Source organism: Enterovibrio norvegicus DSM 15893, assembly GCF_900115495.1.
Lineage (GTDB): Bacteria > Pseudomonadota > Gammaproteobacteria > Enterobacterales > Vibrionaceae > Enterovibrio > Enterovibrio norvegicus.
The window spans coordinates 108188-126491 of sequence record NZ_FOWR01000004.1 but is presented as its reverse complement, the minus strand read 5'-3'; the positions used below and the strand labels follow the sequence as shown (position 1 = coordinate 126491).

The following is an 18304-nucleotide window of genomic DNA, read 5'->3' as shown; positions in this document are numbered from 1 at the left end:
ATGAAATTTACAGATATATTTATCTACCGCCCTGTTATGGCGACATCACTCAGCATTTTATTGCTATTGCTCGGCTTGAATGCGTTAAAAGATCTGCAAGTGCGGCAATACCCAGAAATGACAAATACCGTCATCACCGTGGGCACCGCGTATCCGGGGGCAGATGCAGAATTGGTGGAAGGCTTTATCACCCAGCCTTTAGAACAAGCGTTGTCTCAAGTGGACAACCTTGATTTCATGACCTCCGCGAGCGAGCTTGGCAGTTCGAGCATCGTGTTGAACATGATGCTGAACACTAACCCCGATGAGGCATTGGCGAACGTCCTCTCCCAAATCAATTCCGTCACAAACCAATTGCCGCAAGAAGCTTACGATCCGTCAGTGACCTCATCGACAGGCTCCACGACGTCGATCATGTATTTGTCGTTTTTCAGCGAAGACCTCAACTCCAGCCAAATCGCAGACTACCTAGAACGGGTGGTGAACCCTCAACTTTCGACCATCAACGGGGTGTCCAATATTTCCATGATGGGCGGCGCCCCGTTCGCTTTGCGAATATGGCCAGATCCGGAAAAGTTGGGACAGTACGAGCTCTCCACCTCAGATCTTGTCGGCATCTTGCAGCAAAACAACTATCAATCCGCCGTCGGCCAGTTCAGCAGTTATTTCACTGTGTTAAACAGTACGATCGACAGCCAAGTTGACACGGTAGAAGGGTTACGCAACCTCATCATTAAAAGCCAGAAAGGCCAAGTTGTGCTGCTCAGTGACGTGGCCGAAGTGAACATGAGCAAAAGTAACGACAGCTTCCGCGCGTTAGCCAACGGACGAGAAGCGGTCATTATCGGTATTAACGCCACCCCAACCGCCAATCCGCTGGACGTGGCAGCAGGCATCAGTGGTTTGTTCACGTCGATTCAACACAATTTGCCGTCCACCATGAAAGCCAGCGTACTGTATGACTCCACGCTGGCAATCATAGATTCAATCGACGAAGTCGTAAAAACCATCGGCGAAGCCGCACTCATTGTGATTGTGGTGATCTTGCTGTTCCTTGGATCGTTTCGCGCCGTCGTCATTCCTATTGTTACCATTCCCTTGTCACTCATTGGCGTCGCTGTCGTCATGCAAGCCTTTGGCTTCACGTTGAATTTGATGACCTTACTCGCCATGGTATTGGCCATCGGGCTGGTGGTCGACGATGCCATTGTGGTGGTGGAAAACGTCGATAGACACATCAAGATGGGTACCAAACCTTTTAAAGCCGCGCTCGAAGCGACACGAGAAATCGCCGTCCCTATCATCTCAATGACCATCACCCTTGCCGCGGTTTACGCACCGATTGCCCTGATGGGCGGCGTCACAGGCGCATTGTTCAAAGAATTCGCGCTCACCCTCGCTGGCGCCGTGTTTATCTCAGGCTTCGTGGCGCTCACCTTGTCGCCCATGATGTGTTCCAAAATGCTCAAACCACACACCCAACCGAGCCGCTTTGAAGCCACGGTTGAACGCGTGTTAGGTGGATTAACCCAGCGCTATCAGCACGGCCTTCACGCCATCATGGAACACAAACGCGTCGTGGTTGTCTTTGCGATTGCCGTGTTCGTCGCCCTTCCCATGCTGTTTACCTTTGTACCTTCCCAACTCGCGCCTGATGAAGATCAGGGCGTGGTCGTGGTAATAGGCAGCACACCTTCCACGTCGAATAACGATTACATTCAAGCCAACATGAAATTGATTGCGAATATCATCGCCGATCAACCACAAGCAGAAGCGTCGCTAGCCCTTGTCGGCGTGCCGACCAGCAGCCAAGGCATCGCGATTGGCCCATTGATTCCGTGGAGTGACAGAGCGTTAAGCCAGAAAGAAATATCCGCCAACATCAACAAAGCGGCGAAAGACATCCCAGGCATCAATGCAACTGCCTATCAAATGCCCTCGTTGCCCGGCGCATCTGGCGGCTTGCCGGTTCAGTTCGTGATCACAAGCCCTGCAGATTTTGAAACCTTGTTCAACATTGGCAACAAGATCTTAGAGAAAGTGAAAGCCAGCCCGCTTTTCGTCTATTCGGACGTGAATTTAAAATACGATTCAGGCTTAGTGCGTCTGCACATTGATAGAAATGCAGCCGGGGCGTATGGCGTCACCATGCAAGAGATAGGCGCGACGTTAGGCACCATGATGAGTGGCGGGTACATCAATCGCGTCAACATTGATGGTCGCTCTTATGAGGTCGTTCCGCAACTTGATCGGGTTAACCGCGCCAACCCGCATAACATCAATAAATTCTACGTGACGACACAAGACGGATCCGCCATTCCGCTCTCTAGCTTGGTCAGCTTCACCGTGGATGGACAAGCGAAATCACTGCCCCATTACAACCAAATGAACTCTATTTCGATTGAAGCTGTGCCTGCCCCAAATGTTGCAATGGGCGATGCCATCGCCTTCCTTGAAGGATTAGCGGTCACTGACTTACCACAAGGTTACACCTATTCCTTTATGGGCGAAGCGCGTCAATTCGTGGAGGAAGGCAGTTCCTTATACCAAACCTTCGCGCTGGCATTGGCCATCATCTTCTTGGTGCTCGCAAGCCAGTTTGAAAGTGTTCGTGATCCTTTGGTGATCATGTTCACCGTTCCTCTTGCCATCAGTGGCGCATTGATTGCCTTGGGGTGGACACATGTATCAGGGGAAACCTCGATGAACATCTACTCGCAGGTCGGATTGATCACCTTGGTAGGGCTTATCACCAAGCACGGCATTTTGATGTGTGAAGTCGCCAAAGAAGAGCAAATACTGAAAGGTGCGTCTAAACAAGCGGCGATCATTGAAGCTGCCACTGTGCGTCTTCGTCCTATTTTAATGACCACATCCGCCATGATTGCAGGTTTGATCCCCTTGCTGTTTGCCACAGGCGCGGGCGCAGCATCCCGCTACAACATCGGGCTCGTGATTGTAGCAGGCCTTGCCGTGGGCACCTTATTCACCTTGTTCGTGCTGCCTGTGATGTACACCTTCATTGCGGATCAACACAAATTGCACCAAGGGGAAATGGATGAAGTCGAAGAGGAAGCATTGCATGACGGTATCGATGCAGATCTCGACGATGTCGCGCTTGGCGATAAAGGAATTGGTGAAGAGGCCCCTAAACCGAGCCATTGATGACATGTTTTGTTGGCGCGAATTTCGAGCGCAGGAAACACTATGAACGACGAGTCTTAGCCCACATCTTGGCTTTGCGAGTACGTTTGCTTTGCGTATACTGCGCCCCTTTGATTCAACCCTTATCGGTCACGACCTATGATTATTTTATCTACCAACTTCGGCGACATTGAAATCGAACTCGACATGGACAAAGCGCCAGTCACGTCTAAAAACTTCCTGAAATACTGCGAAGAGGGTTTCTACGACAACACGATTTTCCACCGTGTGATCAAAGGCTTCATGATCCAAGGCGGCGGTTTCACCGCGAAAATGAAAGAAAAACCAACACGTGAAACGATTGTGAACGAAGCAAACCGCGGTTTGAAAAACGTCACAGGCTCTATCGCAATGGCGCGCACAGATGCCCCACATTCAGCAACTGCGCAGTTCTTCATTAACTTGGAAAACAACCATTTCCTTGACCACACCGCAACGACCAACCAAGGTTGGGGTTACGCAGTGTTTGGTAAAGTGACCGTGGGTATGGATGTGGTAAACAACATTGGTAACGCAATGACCACGCGCGTTGCAGGCCACGATGACGTGCCGATGGATCCGATCGTTATCCAAAGCGTGACCATCAAATAACACTGACTTACCGTTGTTTAACGACACAGCATTCAGTGAAAAACAGACACAAAGAAGGCAGGTTTTTAAACCTGCCTTTTTAATTTCTGCTATTCGGTTAGGGTGTGTTCAACTCGCTAACGACTAACGTGCAAAGCTGCGTTGAGACCAGGTCGCTTCCGCTTGTTGTACCCCACAGCAAAGCGCCATGATGATACCAAAACACGCACCTTGCGTGATCATGGCCGTGCCACCGTAACTAATGAACGGCAACGGACTCCCCATCACCGGCAGCAACCCGCTCACCATGCCGAGATTGATAAAGGCATACAGGAAGAAACTCATTGCCAGAGCACCACTCACAAGACGAGAAAACGCCGATGGGCTTTGGCTCGCGAGCCATAGGGTTCGACCTGAAATAAACAAGTACAACAAAATAACGGTCGCGCTACCCAAATAACCCCACTCTTCCGCAAACGTCGAGAAAATGAAGTCAGTGTGACTTTCAGGAATGAAGCCTAATTGCCCTTGGGTCGCACTCATGAACCCTTTGCCTTTAAAGCCACCAGACCCAATCGCAATCAAAGATTGGATGATTTGATAGCCCGACCCGAGAGGGTCAGATTCAGGGTTCAAAAACTGGGTAACACGCATTTTTTGATAGTCTTTCATAAAGAAAAACCACATCACTGGCACAGTCGCTGCCACGGTTGCCAATACGGATCCGATGATTTTCCAACTCATGCCCGCTAAATACAGCACAAACAGTGCGTACATCACAGTGAAAATCGCACCATCCAAATCTGGTTGAATAACAATCAATCCAGCAGGTAGCGCCGTGACTAACCCGCACATGGCGATTTTATGAAACCCCGGTCGCCCTGGGTCTTTCACAATGAGCCATGCCACCATCATTGGCATCGCCACTTTGATCAGTTCAGAGGGTTGAAAACGGATTGGACCGAGCGCCAACCAACGTTTTGCACCATTTACTGTGTCACCAGCAACGATAACCCCAACTAACAACACCACGGCAATAATGAAAAGCTTGGGTGCAAAATCTTTATAGCTTCTTGCAGGGATGGCTGATAAACCTATGAGTGCCAAAAGGGCCAACGCGGCACGCGCTAAATGGCGTTCTAGCGTGGGCAAGCTATAGCCACTCGCACTCCACACACTTAGCGATCCGAAGGCAATCAACGCACAAATCGCAAAAAACAGCGGATAATCTATCCGCAAGCGAAAGCTAAACACGGAACTCTCTATCTCACTCAGTTAAAAAAAAGCGCGCCATAGTAACGCCAACGCGCACAAATGCAATCTTATGCGGAGGGTTTCAAGTTACCTTGCAGCGCTTTACGAATACGCCACGTTACCGCCGTCAAAATCGCGATACACAGAGTGATCACAGGTGCTGCCATCAGCCCCATGGTCACCAAACGACTGATCGGCTCAGGCAGCGACGGTAAGAGGTAACCCAATCCCGACAGCAAGAACACCCACATGGTTGCACTCAACCACGCAAAGTAGTGAAAACGCGGTGCCTCGTGAACGCGCATCCCCATCATCATTGGCAGCACAGAGCGCACACCTGGCACAAAACGCGCGATAAACAACGCCACCAGACCATGACGGCATAACAGCGCATCGACTGTGCGCATTTGCTTTTCAGGCACTTTCGCCAACCATGACTGAACCAGCGGCAATCTGTTCAGCCATCGTCCTTGAGAAAATGCCAACCAACTGCCCATGGATGCCGCAATGATCAGCATTGGGAACGCAAGGAAAGGATCCAGCACACCCACCGCTGACAAGGTGCCAACGAGCACGACGATACTGTCACATGGCAAAGGTGCCGCAGGGAGAAAACCACTCTCAAGGCTGATGAGAATCGCCACGAGAATGTAGATAAGGGTTGCGCTGCCCGGGGTGAGAAGTGCGTTGAAATCTTGGTGCCAAATGGCGACCAAAACTTCTTGGATTGCTTCAAACATGGTTTCTCCAAAAATACCAAGGTTCAAGAAATGCGTGTTACGGAGTCATTGGTTTTTATTGTTCTACACGATGTGTTCCGCCACGTGAGGCGTGATCACAGGAAATAGGGGCGTCAATGTGTTGCTCGACGTTGGGCTTTTAGCGAGAGTGAATAAATCGATATTGCAGATTGGCGTCTTGCCAACCTCCTAAGCGATCGGTGTCGATGGAAAGATGTGTTCTTGGCAACCCATACAAGATGCGTCGCAACACTTGCAGGCTTGCAAAAGAAGCAAACAGCATCGGCCAAGAGAGAGGATCTTTGTTCAGTGGGTATGACGCTGAAACGAGTATTCGAGGCGACGCAATACGCGGGGCTAATGTGTCAATTTTAGTGTCTGGCACGGATTCTTGGCTGACAGCCTTATTTATCACATTTTTAGCATAACTTAACCCCATCACACCAAGGGCGTAACTGCAAAATAACACAGTAAGCAATACCATGATAAATGGCAGCTTTTTGAGCAGTTTTTCCACGCGAGAACCAAGAGAATGAAGATAGTAACTATTTACGTCTAAACCTGAAAAAAGACAACATTTTTTCAGGGCGAATACACGTAAAGTTGAGCAAACACCCACGGTTTAAAAATCTACCAAGCAGGCGTAAAAAAAGGGCGCACGCCCTTTTCATCAACCCTTACATCACGCTTGGTTATTTTGTATCCGACCTCGCCGAAAAATGGCGATTTCCGCGATGGGTACAAGCAAACAGATACCCGTCGCGAAGACAAGGGAACCAAAGAGATCCACAGACCAATGCATACCAAGCCAAAGCCGACTCATGCCCACAAGGCCTGCCCACATTGCCAACATTACCGCGAGCAAGCGATGCCCTTCAGACAACAAAATAGCGCCCCAGAAAATTGCAGCGCAAGCCGCAAAAATCGTATGCCCAGACGGGAACGAATAGTTTGTTTCCCCTTCCCAATGCGGCAAACGCCATTCGCTTACTAAGCCCTTCACCGTATCAATCGCCTTGACACGTTGTGCTGAAGACAACGAATAGAAACCGTCCGCAGAATCCACAGCGCCTAGATCCTGCAATACATACGTATAGGGACGAGCTTCTTGAGTGACCGATTTCAGCACGGTTTTGGTCACGAAACTCGCACCGAGTACAAACGCAAAGCACGACAAACACACCAGCACTCGCTGACGAGGCCATTTTAAGAAAAAGGGGATAGCGCAGAGTAGTGCAGTAGTGAACAAGAACCCTTTAGATCCCGCAGACCAGGACAAAAAAGAAAACGCTCCACCGAGCGCGTCATTCACTTCACCAACGAACGAAAAGCGCACTGAAACAAGCGCAGAGAAAGACAAAAACATGCAAAGCAATACGGCGCACATCAATCCGTATTTTTTCTGAAAAACCATAAACAACGCGACCTTTCACTCTCTAAAAACAAGATAATTGGATTCAGCAGTTTACCGCCAAGCCAAAAGCCGCGTGTAAGAACCCGGTGAATTCTTAGATTTCATTTTCTAAAAGGCTTGCACAACACCCGATGCAGCTTCCTGTTCACCGTGAAGACAAACCTCAGTGAGTGATGACCTGTTTGATTTCGCCCAATTGAACTGATGCTCAAACAAATAGAAACGGCCCTTGTGGGCCGTTTCTATTTGTTAGTCTTCGCCCATTCATTAGGGCTGACCCGATTCACCAAACGTGCCTCGTGTCCTAAAGACCCAAGGTGTTTGCGATGCGCTGACCGTAATCGGCATCGGCATTGCTGAAATGTTCGACCATGCGGCGTTGAACGTCTTCAGATGCCTGTGAAAGTGATCCACAGATAGTGTCAACTAAACGCACTTTTTCATCGTCGCCTAATAAACGGTATAAGTTCCCTGCTTGCGCAAAATCATCTTGGTTGTAACGACTGTAGCGATCCGCCTCGCCGTCTAAACGCATTGGGGGTTCTTTAAATTCTGGCGCTTCCACCAAAGTGTCTTGTTGGTTTGGTCCAAAATTTGGTGATGCATTTTGACCGGTTTGGTGACCAGAGTATGGGCACTGAGTTCCCGCCATTGCACCCGCACGTTGGTAGTGGTTTGCTTGAGTCGCATGTGGGCAGTTTACTGGCAAGTGGTTATAGTTCGCACCCAAGCGGTAACGCTGTGCATCAGCATAAGCAAAAAGACGTGCTTGCAGCATTTTGTCTGGGGAAGCACCCACACCTGGTACCAAATTGCTCGGTGCCAGCGCCACTTGCTCTACTTCTGCAAAGTAGTTTTCTGGTAGGCGATTGAGCTCTAGCTCACCAATTTCAATCAGCGGATAGTCGCTGTGTGGCCACACCTTCGTTAAATCGAATGGGTTAATGTGGTAGTTGTTCGCATCCGCCTCTGGCATGATTTGAACATTCACGCTCCAACGTGGGAAGTTACCGTCTTGAATCGCAATAACAAGATCACGTTGGCTTGAATCTGGGTCAATACCACGTAGGGTTGCTGCTTGGTCATTGGTCAGGTTCACAACACCCTGCAGACTCTTAAAGTGGAACTTCACCCAAAAGCGTTCACCCTTATCATTCCACAACGAATAGGTATGCGAGCCGTAGCCGTGCATCTGACGGTAGTTAGCAGGAATACCACGATCAGACATCAGTACAGTTACCTGATGCATGCATTCTGGGTTCAACGACCAGAACTCCCACATCGCCTGAGCATCTTTCAGGTTGGTGTGAGGATTGCGTTTCTGAGTGTGGATGAAATCAGGGAATTTAATACCGTCACGCAGAAAAAACGTTGGGGTATTGTTGCCAACAATGTCGTGGTTTCCGCGCTGCGTATAGAAACGAAGACCAAAACCACGCGGATCCCTCTCTGCATCAGCAGACCCCATTTCTCCACCCACGGTAGAGAAACGAACAAATGTTTCTGTCTGTTTACCCGCACCATTGAAGTGGTCAGCTAAGGTAAATTCAGAGAGATCACGTGTCAGTGTGAATGTGCCATAAGCGCCCGTCCCTTTAGCGTGAACGATACGCTCAGGTATACGCTCTCGGTTAAAATGGGCGAGCTTTTCTATGAGGTGCCAATCTTGCAGTAATACTGGCCCGCGCTCTCCGGCAGTCAATGAGTTTTGGTCATCAGCAACAGGTGCGCCATTTTGGCTGGTGAGGTAGCGTGTGTTTTCCATACTATTCCCTAAATACGTCAATGCTTCGTGCATAAACAAGAATCAATATCATTCCTATAGGGGAGAGTTATAAATGATTACTGGCATTTAATATTGATTTAAATCATAACCATGGTGATAAATGTTAATATCAAGGGGTTTTCATGGGGATAAATTGATAAGTCTCCGTGGCATGCGTTGGTTTTTTATCCAAACATACACATGCTGGCGATAAGCATCAAAGCAGCGATAACACCGTAATTATGAGCAATGCAATCCATCGCTCAGACGATTTGAAATCCAAGCCATGTTTAAACCAGAAAATCATGAAGAAAAATACGGGTATCAAGTACAAGCATTTCATGGCGACTGGGAAACAGTTCTGAAAATACCATGACTTTTTATGTAAGAGCGTTGTCTCCGACGTCACTAGCAATTCCTTTGCTGTATTGATTAGCGCAGATCTCGCACTTGGAATACGCGCTGACCCTTACTACCACTAAACTCAATAGCTTCGTAAAATTCATACGCGCCTTTTCTACGTTCATTAAACGGACTATTAACACCCTCATTATTATCCCAGGCATATTTTACTCACCACATATCCTTATTAGGATCATTCTCCTCCACCCACGCCTCATCTTCTCTGGCATCTAAATACAACTGCAAGCCGTTGTAGGAAGCAAATGCCGCAGCGCCGCCGAGGTGTTGAAAATCATCAAAGTACTCATCTTCCAATAGGCACAGAGCGGATAGCGTATGTGCGCCTCTGTCCATCGCCCATTGAATAGCGAAGGTGGGTGCGATAGCACCTGATACCGTGATTTCAACAATGGCATGATCTTGGGCATTCATCGCCAATCGTTCGCGCTCGGCTTCTCGGTCTTCGACTTCTTGAACAGCGATATCATCGATGATCTGGGTGCGTCGTGCAGGAGAAATGCGTTTGTTGAGTTTGGCGATTTTCAATGCGTAGCCGAACCGAGCTGGCGTAACAATATCCACCACCTGAGTCAGCAGATCTCTGTCTACATCACTCGCGTTCACGAAGAATTCGACACACGCAGCAAGCGAGGCATAGTGCATGCCGTCAAATTCAAAACTGCTCGTATCATCAATGGCGTAAAAAGGCAGACCATCGACGATAAGCGGCCAACCTTCGTAAGCGATTCGCTGCTTGGCGATTTCATACATCTGCCACGCGCTTTCTCCGAACCCACCCAGTATCGAGCCTGAAAACTCACTGTCTTCAAGTTCTTCCTTCGTCCAGTTTTCACCAACAGCGAGGTGTTTGGTGTATTTGGTCATCAGTTTCTGTTTGATATGGGCGCGCAATTGCCAAATCGATTTAATGTCACGAGGGTGTGAGATTGCCTCGCACTCTTTGCAAGCGGGGATCGCCAACAATGCATGTTCTACGTTTTTATTGGCGCGACGCGGAAAGTTCAACTCTCGAGAGGCTGGCTCGCCACAAAACCAACAGGTGTGGCGAAAGTTGAACGGGATATCAATCAGGGTATGAGAGTCAGTTTGCATGGCAGCTATATACTTGAACGAATAAGGGCAGTTTACGTTGGAATGCGAACAATGTATCTATTTGCGCGACGACAAAGTCGGCTTCTTTGTTTCAGCCTCGTCTAACGCATATACCCAAACAACCTGAAGATGCTCGATTTCAGAGGCCATGCTCGGTGTTATCCCTTTTTGATGGAGATCACTACATCGGCAAAGGGACGCCTAGATCATAACGTGAGTAAACCTCGCTGAATCCTGCATCTTCAGGTTGTTTGGGTATACATATTGCAACAAAGTTTCCCTCAATCCCTCGATGAAAAGAGATATGATTTATAGCCTCCTCCTGTACGAGATAACACATGCAACTGATGAAGATCGACAAGACACTTTACCGTTCACGTTTAAATATCGTGATTATCGCCTGTATTGCGAGTTTGGCGATTTCAAGCTTGGCGGTCTCTCAAATTTTGATATTCCTACTCCCTGATGAATCAGGCTCGCATTTTCACTGGAATTTGCTCGGTGTTGTTGTCAGTTCGATTGCTCTGGTGGCGGGGCTAGTAAAACTGAAATCACACCCTAAGATGCGTGAAGTGGCGTACGTGTGGGATCTCAAACAAGCGCTCAACCTTATCTACCGCAAGAACAAAAAGCTCCTTGCCGCAGCCGAGCAAGGTAACCCTGATGCGATGCTTGCGCTGCAATTTAGCTATGAAGGCTCTCGCCAACTGTGGCAGCTTGATGACAATACCATCACCATGAGCAGCCTTAATGCCGCGCAATCGCAGCTTGATGGGTGGGCACAGGAATACAATGTTCAGTTAGACATTGCTAACTACCGTTCAGAGTCACTTAGCGCGTTTTAGTTATCAGCAGATTTTTCGATAAAAAACGGCCGAGAATGGCCGTTTTTTTATATCAGGATAGCTTTAAGCAATGTTTGTTTCTCACACAATCACGGCGCTATTTCAATCTTTGATTGGGATGTAGTTCATTGAATAATCTCACTGACATGTCGTAATTGTGTTGCCTTGCGATTTTTTGAGAGAAAAACAACTGCGGCAATTCATACAATGCCAATGCGATTAGCAAATAAACAACGGCATACACACCCGCAAACAACCCAATAATGCTGAAAACGAGTATCGAGAATTCGATAAAGAATATGGTGTATTTCCCAAGGTAGATGTGGTGAAAACCGCCGAGAAAGAACCAGTTCAACGAGGCATAGGTATCAGGATCTTTTAGATTTTCCCCTTGGGCCGCGTAAAACGCTTTCTTCTTTTCTACTGACAACGCATTGACGCGCTGTCTTAGCGTTTCTTCGCGCTGTTCTAACTCAGCCAAAGGCTCTAATAGCTTCACTACGGCACCTCATCATGGATCTTTTCTACTAGGTCAGGTTTGTTGCAACGCTTGATTCTCGACAGGCCGAGTCTCCATCCTTTCACTGCGCCATACTTAATAATGCATTGCTTTGTGTATTCAGAGCAGGTAGGGACGAAGTTGCATTCAATGTTTAGCAACTTTTTTGATCCACCGCTCGCTTGGTAGCGATGGATCAATGTTAAAGAGATAAACTTCAACAATTTTAGCGACCTAAGGTCACGATCACCGCTTCACGTTTCCAAAATAACATGAACCTTTTCTGCTCGACGATTTGGAAAACAACCTGCCATCCATCCTGAGCATATTTATTAAGATCCGCTTCCATTTTTTGAATAGGTAGACCACTTGCGCCCAATAGAAGTGTTCCGCAACCGCCTTCAACAATATGCACAACTTTAAATTCCGTGAACTTTGTCATTTTTCATCCATTTTTTATAATACAAGCCAACTTATTGATACAAAGATCTTATGCATCCATATACCCAAACAACCTGATGATGCAAGATTCAGGTTGTTTGGGTATAGACATAAACACTGAAAATCCCATGTCATAAAGTGAATAAATACCACCCTGAATAAAGGTCGAGCGCATAATAAATGACCCATGCACTGTTTACAATATTTATATTTAACAGTGAGATACATGAGGAGAGAGTGATGAAACTGAGAAAGATCATCTCTCCGTTCGAAGGCAACCCTACTCGAGTGCATCAAAGATACATTCATTTCACGCACATAATAAAATCAACATGCATGTATTTTATAAATGCTAGGCAATAAAAATGCAGGACGTACCTGCATTTTTATTGTTTTCAGATTTTATGTTTACCCTTTCCACGCACCGCACCATTCATCACGGGCTTCTTTATTCAAGAAGGTCCATGCAACCACGCGGGTGATTTTCTGGCCCTGTGCCATTTCAATGGTGCGAATGTCTTTCGCTTTGACGGCTTTTAACGCTTGGTTAATCGCGGGCAGGTTTTCTTTTTTCGATACCATGGTGGTGAACCATAAGCATTGCGTTTTGAACGTGGCGCTCTGTTCGATCATTCGTTTGATAAACGCCGCTTCTCCGCCCGGACACCATAACTCTGCGTTTTGGCCGCCAAAATTCAGTTCAGGTTTGGTTTTCTGATGTGGCGTGTTTCCGGCTTTCTTCTCAAACGGTTGAACCTTGAATTTTTCTGACCCTTTTTTCTTCGCGTTAGCGGCAAGGTTGCGCACTTTGCGCTCTGAGCCTTTCGTCGCGTCTTCCATTGAAGCATGGAAGGGAGGATTACACATGGTGAAGTCAAAACGCTCGTCGGCGTTGATCATGCCGGTAAAAATGTTGTCTGCATCTTTTTGTAAACGGCACTGAATACCGCCTTTTAAAGATACGTTTGCATCCACCAGTAAGGTCGCACTTTTTACCGAAACCGGGTCAATATCTGCACCAACGAATTGCCAGCCGTAAACACGGTGTCCCACCATAGGGTAAACGCAGTTTGCCCCCATGCCGATATCCAGCCCTTTCACCTTTTTACCCTGAGGGATCTCACCATCCGCAGTATCTGCGAGCAGGTCCGCAAGGTAGTGCAGGTAATCCGCACGCCCAGGGATGGGCGGGCATAAATAGCCTTTCGGAATGTCCCAAAACTCAACGTGATAAAAATGATGCAGCAATGCTTTATTCAGCGTTTTCACTGCGTCTGGATTGGAGAAATCTACAGACAGATCACCGAACGGATTTTTCTTCACGAACGGCACCAACGCGGGGGTGCTTTTCATTAGGACAGGAAAATCATAACGGGCACGATGCGGGTTGCGAGGGTGCAAACCTTTCTTCTGTTGAGGGCTATTGTTACTTGGCTTTACCATGTTGAAATCCAGTTGCAGCTTGGTCTGGGAAACGCAGGGCTGGCATTCTACGCATTCACGCAGCAGCGTGACAGCGATAAATCGCGCAGGGGCTGACTATTTCCTCCAACACACGTCTAGGTGCTTGGAAAAGCAATGCTGTGTTCTGTCGGTTGCGGAGTAACGGTCATCACTTTCACACCCACAGGCGTGCTAAAGCGGTGCCAAATACCTTGCGGCACTACCACGAGCTCCCCCGCTAATAGTGAAACGGGCTTTTCTTCTCCGTCGATCAAGAGATAGATTGTGGTTTCCCCTTCAATCACTTGGACCAATTCATCGCCGGGATGGCGTTCCCATTCACTGCTTCCAGAGTAATGCGCGATGAAGATGCCGCCATCACGGTAGTCAGACAGCGTACCAAAGCAATCTTGTCCATCACCTGAAAGAGAATGCTCTGGAGTTCTGCCATCCAGAAATGACACCTTGGAAAAGGCATCACTGAGAGAAATACGCGGCGCTTTAGACATGGTCGGTCTCCTTAAACATAGCTATTCATCTGATTTTTCGGTGTCACCGTCTTTGTTAAACCATTGACCTAGCTTTTCATTGGCCTTGTCAGAGTGCTCCGATTTCACATGCATCACCACAGCGGCTGCAGCAGCAACCAACACACCCAAATCATCAGAAAAACCCACGACAGGTGTCAGGTCAGGAATCGCATCAATCGGCGTAATGAAGTACCCCAAGGAAGCAAAGATCGTGGTTTTTGCCCACTTTGGTGTGTCATCATCTGTTGCTGAATAATAAAGCTTCAGCGCCTTTTCAAGCACATCGTACCCAGCCTTCTGCGCAAAACCCTTCACCTTGCTCCAAAAGCTGGCGTCTGAATACTCGTCTAGGTATTTGTTATCACTCATACACGTTACCTCTATGCCTCTTGCTGCCAATGACTGTACTGGCAAATGCTATAATTCGCCATGAATGAGGATGAGAACTTATTCACATTCAGCAACTTTGAGAAAAGTGACCCCGCCGGCAACTGGTATAGTTGTGGCATTCAATCATCACAAAACGGAGCTTTCGTGACAGGCATCAAGACATCGAAGAGGATCAACTTCTCTTGCGATATGACGTATCTAACTACCGTCTCCGCACAAGGATGTGGAGTGCGTCAATGTTAAAGTGGTACATGGTGCGCAGGTGGATAACCTCGCAGTTTCAACGATTGAGTGGCAAACATGTTGCCATGGCAGTATTCGCCTATGCGTTACTGAGTTGGGTGATGTTGACGCTTGCGGGCGAAACAGCACTCACCACACCTTTCGTGGATTTTATTTACTATTTGTTCGTCACCGCCTCAACGGTCGGGTATGGCGATATGTCCCCTACCACGGTAGCGGGAAAATGGGTGGTCGCACTGTTTGTGATCCCTATAGGTCTCGGTATTTTTGCTATCGCAGTGGGTCGATTAGCAGGGGTTGCAATCAATTATTGGCGTCGCGGTTTATTAGGTAAAAGGAGTGTTGACGTGTCAGGACACATTTTGATTTTGGGTTGGAATGAGCATCGTACTCTGCATCTCATTGACATGTTGCTTCATGAAGAAAAAGACGGACGTCCTATCGTGCTTTGTGTGCGGCCTGAAATGGAAAATCCGCTTCCCAAAGAAATAGAGTTTGTTCGCACCGCCAGTTTTACCGACGAAGCCAGCATGGCGCGCGCCGGTGTAAAAGATGCCGATTGCATCATCATCGATAATCCAGAAGATGACATCACCTTCTCTGCCGCACTCTTCTGTGCCAGCAAGAACCCTGACGTTCACATTCTTGCTTACTTCCAAGATGAAGTGCTGAGCAACTTGCTGAAATCTCACTGCCCGAATGCCGAGTGCGTGCCTTCCGTGTCGGTAGAAATGATGGCAAAAGCCGCAGTCGATCCCGGTTCTTCAGAACTTCACCATGAGCTATTGAACACGCGTAAAGGCATGACACAATACGCGGTCGAATACCCTGCCAACGCTCACCACACCACAGTGAATGCATTGTTCCTCCGCATGAAAACGGACTACGATGCGACGTTGATCGGGCTGCGCCGTGACAACGAAGTGATGCTAAACCCAGCACTTGATGCAGACATCAAGCCGAATGACTTGTTGTTCTATATCGCCGATGAGCGTATTGATGATTTCAAATGGGACTAGCGTTCACGCAATGACAAAACACGAATAAAAAAGGGGCTAAACAGCCCCTTTTTGTTTTCCTTTAGCCTTGAGTGCACCGATACGATCTATCGCATCACTTGGCTTTATTCGCTTTCTCGTATCTAGCCTCTATCTCATCACGAATAGAATTAGCCAATCTTCAACGACGCATGCAGCTGTCGTCGTAACAAATACCCAAGCTCACGCCCTTGTTTGCCTTTGTGCGCACCGAGCAAGCCACCAAATCGCGCCCCGTCTTTTGCATCCTGATACACCAAATCAAACAGGGTATTCTCAAGCTGCGTGAGATAATTACATCGATTGTCGCTGTCACACCAATTCAAGGCACGCTGATTTAGCGGCGCATCAAGCAGCGTTAAACGCTTTTCTTCAGGCAAGCGCACCAATATTTCGTTCATCACTTTGAGCAAGTTGTAAGGGCGCATGGTATCTGCCTTACGAGAGAATTCTGCAGCATAAGACACAGGGGCGACCTCAAGCTCTGCATCCCTCAGTAAGCAATGGCGAAGTAAAGAGGCAGTGCTTTCTGGCCAAATTTCAACCTCAGACGAACAGGATTCATTCACGTATGCCCATTCATAGCTGTGGTTCGCAGCGTCCACTTTATTCAACATCACCAACATGCGTTGCTCGGTTGACTCACCAAGTGCAGGCGCAATGACTTTATTGATCAACTGATACCCATCATTCAGGTTTTGCTGCGCGGCATCCAACACCACAACCACTAAATCAATGAGAGGTTTTCCCGCTTCATCATATTCACTCAACGTCGCCGCAAGTTGCATGGCCGACTGGGTGTCTTCTAATCGGTAACCGGGGAAATCCCAAAGCACTAACTCACCAGATGAGAAACGCACGATCGCACCTTCATCCTCCGCCCCTGATGTTTCAAACTCTTCGGTCGCAAAAAGCGCGTTGATGGTGGCACTTTTGCCCACACCCGATGGTCCAGCAAACAGGATGTTTAACGGTTGGTCATTGAGTTGATGAAGGCGTAATTGAAGGCTTGATGTCTTCCATTCATCAAGAATGGGAGATTGGCTGATATAGCGAGAAAGTTGGCGTGAAAAAGCGCTGTTATTTTCCATAGGATTATCCTCTATGGCTAGGAAGTGCGAGCAACGGTCTGCTCGCCTTCATTTAGGATCAGTTACACACTCGTGCCGAATTGTTTTCTCAATCCATCACTCACAATGTCACCAAGCGCGCGACCATGTCGACCTAAAAATGCACCAAGTTGACCACCAAAACGATCGCCATCTCGAGCCCCTTTATGCAAAGCGTCGAAACACAGGTTTTCGATTGATTGCATGTAAATCTTTCTTTCATCGTGGTAACGCCATGTTTCATCACCTTGTGACAACGGCTGATTCAACAGCATCAAGCGTTTTTCTGGCGGAAGCGCGACCATCAATCGCGCCATCAATTTAATGAGGTTATAAGAGCGTACCGCTTCGCCTTTTTGCACTGCAACGGCGCTGTAAAGCAATGGCGTGATATGAATGCCTACGTTTTCTCGAAGGTGGAATCGAATCGCGGCTGAGGTGCAATCTAGCCAAACTTCCGCATCCAGTGGCATCATATCTTCAACATATTCACCACGGATACATTGTGCGACTTTATCCACCTTGTTCATCAGCACAACCAAACGCTGCTCTGCATGCTCACCCAATTTAGCGATAAGGGTTTTCTGAATGTCTACATAGGCGTTATCGATATTGGCGCTACTTGAATCCAAGACCACCAGCACCAAATCGACCAACGGCAAGCCATTTGCCGCAGTCTCTGAAAGCAATGCACTGATTTCGCAATCTGTCTGCTCGGGCTTTTCACTTTCACTCGGCAACAAGCCTTCCCAGCAGGTCAATTGATTTAGTTCATGACGAATAAGCTCAGACGATGACTGAATAGCATCATGATCCCATTCATGTTGGCCAAACAGTTGCTTTAAGGTGGCGGTTTTCCCCACCCCCTGCGACCCCACGACGAGTATATTTAACGAAGATTGAGATAATGTTTTCAAGCGATCAGTTAACGAAGCTTTAAACGCATCATCCATGTGTGCATGACCAGAAATTCGCGCGCGAACATCATCAAAGAATGAAAGACGCTGTTTCGGGCTTGTCCCTGAAGCATGGGATGCATCAACGAAGCGCCCCCTTTTAAACACTTTATTATCCACCGTCATTTGAAATTGGTCTGGTAACATAAAGTAGGCGCTCCCTTTGGCTAAACTCACAACTGAACCTACGAACACTATATGCACGAAAGCACCTAGTAACGTGTCTCGGAATTGAAACCAGCGTGAAACTCATACTTTTGTTTTAACACTCGGTGTTTCACAAAAAGGAAAGTTCAGCTAGGGTAAATGGATAGAGACGTATTTTGTGCGGCGCAAGGTGTGAATAACT

General features: G+C 47.8%; 18 protein-coding genes. 4 read left to right on the top strand and 14 right to left on the bottom strand.

All coding sequences use genetic code 11. The features are described 5' to 3' along the window. Entirely contained in the window at positions 1-3165 is a 3165-nt protein-coding gene (locus BM082_RS03840) for an efflux RND transporter permease subunit (protein WP_017015267.1), read from the top strand. A gap of 138 nt (positions 3166-3303) precedes the next feature. Further along, the gene (locus BM082_RS03835) at positions 3304-3795 is read left to right on the top strand and encodes a peptidylprolyl isomerase (RefSeq protein ID WP_074925370.1); all 492 of its coding nucleotides are present in this window, start codon (positions 3304-3306) and stop codon (positions 3793-3795) included. A 123-nt stretch (positions 3796-3918) separates the two neighbouring features. Here the strand turns inward: BM082_RS03835 and rodA are convergent, their stop codons facing one another. From rodA to BM082_RS03795, 6 genes are all read right to left on the bottom strand, one after another. Continuing rightward, positions 3919-5028 carry a rod shape-determining protein RodA gene (gene rodA / locus BM082_RS03830; RefSeq protein ID WP_017015265.1) on the bottom strand — a complete coding sequence of 370 codons (1110 nt, stop codon included), beginning with the start codon at positions 5026-5028 and terminating at the stop codon, positions 3919-3921. A 68-nt stretch (positions 5029-5096) separates the two neighbouring features. Next, positions 5097-5768, bottom strand: coding sequence for a DedA family protein (locus BM082_RS03825; RefSeq protein ID WP_017011530.1), 672 nt, complete (start codon positions 5766-5768; stop codon positions 5097-5099). Between the two features lie 139 nt (positions 5769-5907). Continuing rightward, the gene (locus tag BM082_RS03820; RefSeq protein WP_074925368.1) at positions 5908-6285 is read right to left on the bottom strand and encodes a hypothetical protein; all 378 of its coding nucleotides are present in this window, start codon (positions 6283-6285) and stop codon (positions 5908-5910) included. A gap of 165 nt (positions 6286-6450) precedes the next feature. Then, positions 6451-7182: a phosphatase PAP2 family protein gene (locus BM082_RS03815; RefSeq protein WP_074925367.1), complete on the bottom strand. Its 732-nt coding sequence runs from the start codon at positions 7180-7182 to the stop codon at positions 6451-6453. Positions 7183-7486: 304 nt separating this feature from the next. Then, positions 7487-8947, bottom strand: coding sequence for a catalase KatB (gene katB, locus BM082_RS03810; RefSeq protein WP_074925365.1), 1461 nt, complete (start codon positions 8945-8947; stop codon positions 7487-7489). A gap of 573 nt (positions 8948-9520) precedes the next feature. Then, the gene (locus BM082_RS03795; RefSeq protein ID WP_074925361.1) at positions 9521-10462 is read right to left on the bottom strand and encodes a hypothetical protein; all 942 of its coding nucleotides are present in this window, start codon (positions 10460-10462) and stop codon (positions 9521-9523) included. Positions 10463-10800: 338 nt separating this feature from the next. On the opposite strand from BM082_RS03795, the gene BM082_RS03790 reads away from it, so the two are divergent. Further along, positions 10801-11307 carry a DUF3087 domain-containing protein gene (locus tag BM082_RS03790; protein WP_074925359.1) on the top strand — a complete coding sequence of 169 codons (507 nt, stop codon included), beginning with the start codon at positions 10801-10803 and terminating at the stop codon, positions 11305-11307. A 97-nt stretch (positions 11308-11404) separates the two neighbouring features. Here BM082_RS03790 and BM082_RS03785 read toward each other — a convergent pair whose 3' ends face one another. The 6 genes from BM082_RS03785 to BM082_RS03760 form a co-directional block, all read right to left on the bottom strand. Further along, positions 11405-11806, bottom strand: a complete 402-nt coding sequence (locus BM082_RS03785) for a hypothetical protein (RefSeq protein WP_017010394.1) — start codon at positions 11804-11806, stop codon at positions 11405-11407. Next, positions 11806-12006, bottom strand: coding sequence for a membrane protein insertion efficiency factor YidD (gene yidD, locus BM082_RS03780; protein ID WP_258186763.1), 201 nt, complete (start codon positions 12004-12006; stop codon positions 11806-11808). The genes BM082_RS03785 and yidD overlap by 1 nt, the downstream gene beginning before the upstream one ends. Before the next feature lie 26 nt (positions 12007-12032). Beyond that, positions 12033-12248, bottom strand: coding sequence for a DUF4177 domain-containing protein (locus tag BM082_RS03775; protein ID WP_017010393.1), 216 nt, complete (start codon positions 12246-12248; stop codon positions 12033-12035). A 407-nt stretch (positions 12249-12655) separates the two neighbouring features. Further along, complete coding sequence (gene rlmF, locus BM082_RS03770; protein WP_074925355.1) at positions 12656-13690, bottom strand: 23S rRNA (adenine(1618)-N(6))-methyltransferase RlmF; 1035 nt, start codon at positions 13688-13690, stop codon at positions 12656-12658. Between the two features lie 116 nt (positions 13691-13806). Continuing rightward, positions 13807-14199 carry a cupin domain-containing protein gene (locus tag BM082_RS03765; protein ID WP_017015258.1) on the bottom strand — a complete coding sequence of 131 codons (393 nt, stop codon included), beginning with the start codon at positions 14197-14199 and terminating at the stop codon, positions 13807-13809. A 21-nt stretch (positions 14200-14220) separates the two neighbouring features. After that, positions 14221-14589: a YkvA family protein gene (locus BM082_RS03760; RefSeq protein ID WP_017015257.1), complete on the bottom strand. Its 369-nt coding sequence runs from the start codon at positions 14587-14589 to the stop codon at positions 14221-14223. A 257-nt stretch (positions 14590-14846) separates the two neighbouring features. Between BM082_RS03760 and BM082_RS03755 the strand changes: the two genes are divergently transcribed. Continuing rightward, a complete protein-coding gene (locus tag BM082_RS03755) occupies positions 14847-15872 on the top strand; it encodes an ion channel (protein ID WP_017010389.1) in 1026 nt (341 codons plus the stop codon). Between the two features lie 149 nt (positions 15873-16021). Here the strand turns inward: BM082_RS03755 and BM082_RS03750 are convergent, their stop codons facing one another. Beyond that, positions 16022-16981, bottom strand: coding sequence for a GTPase (locus tag BM082_RS03750; protein WP_017010388.1), 960 nt, complete (start codon positions 16979-16981; stop codon positions 16022-16024). A gap of 62 nt (positions 16982-17043) precedes the next feature. Further along, positions 17044-18102 carry a GTPase family protein gene (locus tag BM082_RS03745; RefSeq protein WP_017010387.1) on the bottom strand — a complete coding sequence of 353 codons (1059 nt, stop codon included), beginning with the start codon at positions 18100-18102 and terminating at the stop codon, positions 17044-17046. Between the last annotated feature and the right edge of the window lie 202 nt (positions 18103-18304).

Coding starts and splice junctions, on each gene's coding strand:
- BM082_RS03840 (WP_017015267.1), top strand. CDS start 1: ATGAAATTTACAGATATATTTATCTACCGCCCTGTTATGGCGACATCA.
- BM082_RS03835 (WP_074925370.1), top strand. CDS start 3,304: ATGATTATTTTATCTACCAACTTCGGCGACATTGAAATCGAACTCGAC.
- BM082_RS03825 (WP_017011530.1), bottom strand. CDS start 5,768: ATGTTTGAAGCAATCCAAGAAGTTTTGGTCGCCATTTGGCACCAAGAT.
- BM082_RS03815 (WP_074925367.1), bottom strand. CDS start 7,182: ATGGTTTTTCAGAAAAAATACGGATTGATGTGCGCCGTATTGCTTTGC.
- katB (WP_074925365.1), bottom strand. CDS start 8,947: ATGGAAAACACACGCTACCTCACCAGCCAAAATGGCGCACCTGTTGCT.
- BM082_RS03795 (WP_074925361.1), bottom strand. CDS start 10,462: ATGCAAACTGACTCTCATACCCTGATTGATATCCCGTTCAACTTTCGC.
- BM082_RS03790 (WP_074925359.1), top strand. CDS start 10,801: ATGCAACTGATGAAGATCGACAAGACACTTTACCGTTCACGTTTAAAT.
- BM082_RS03775 (WP_017010393.1), bottom strand. CDS start 12,248: ATGACAAAGTTCACGGAATTTAAAGTTGTGCATATTGTTGAAGGCGGT.
- rlmF (WP_074925355.1), bottom strand. CDS start 13,690: ATGGTAAAGCCAAGTAACAATAGCCCTCAACAGAAGAAAGGTTTGCAC.
- BM082_RS03765 (WP_017015258.1), bottom strand. CDS start 14,199: ATGTCTAAAGCGCCGCGTATTTCTCTCAGTGATGCCTTTTCCAAGGTG.
- BM082_RS03760 (WP_017015257.1), bottom strand. CDS start 14,589: ATGAGTGATAACAAATACCTAGACGAGTATTCAGACGCCAGCTTTTGG.
- BM082_RS03755 (WP_017010389.1), top strand. CDS start 14,847: ATGTTAAAGTGGTACATGGTGCGCAGGTGGATAACCTCGCAGTTTCAA.
- BM082_RS03750 (WP_017010388.1), bottom strand. CDS start 16,981: ATGGAAAATAACAGCGCTTTTTCACGCCAACTTTCTCGCTATATCAGC.
- BM082_RS03745 (WP_017010387.1), bottom strand. CDS start 18,102: ATGTTACCAGACCAATTTCAAATGACGGTGGATAATAAAGTGTTTAAA.